This is a genomic window from Pseudoalteromonas sp. S1608, from assembly GCF_005887265.1.
Lineage (GTDB): Bacteria > Pseudomonadota > Gammaproteobacteria > Enterobacterales > Alteromonadaceae > Pseudoalteromonas > Pseudoalteromonas undina.
Window position 1 is genome coordinate 1 of record NZ_PNDK01000097.1, and the last position, 301, is coordinate 301.

General features: G+C 47.8%; 1 protein-coding gene. It reads left to right on the forward strand.

Annotated elements, in window-relative coordinates; genetic code table 11:
- Positions 1–301, forward strand: a 301-nt coding sequence (locus tag CWB75_RS18835; protein WP_171039136.1) for a class II fructose-bisphosphate aldolase, incomplete at both ends; no start/stop codon positions are given.

The following is a 301-nucleotide window of genomic DNA, read 5'->3' on the forward strand; positions in this document are numbered from 1 at the left end:
AATTCCAGAAAGTTACGGCGTGCCAGTTGAGCAAATCGTTGAAGGTTGTAAATATGGTGTGCGGAAGGTAAACATTGATACTGCCTTACGGTTCGCGTCTACCGGTGCGAGGCGGCGGCATTTAGCGATGAACCCGGCTAACTTCGACCCCCGTACCTTTTTAGCTGCTGCACCCCAAGCAATGACTGATATTTGTATCGCTCGTTACGAAGCTTTTGGTACGGCGGGTCAAGCAAGTAAAATTAAGCCAATTTCATTAGATGAACTGCAGCTTAAAGACTTTAGCGGTGAGCTAACCCCA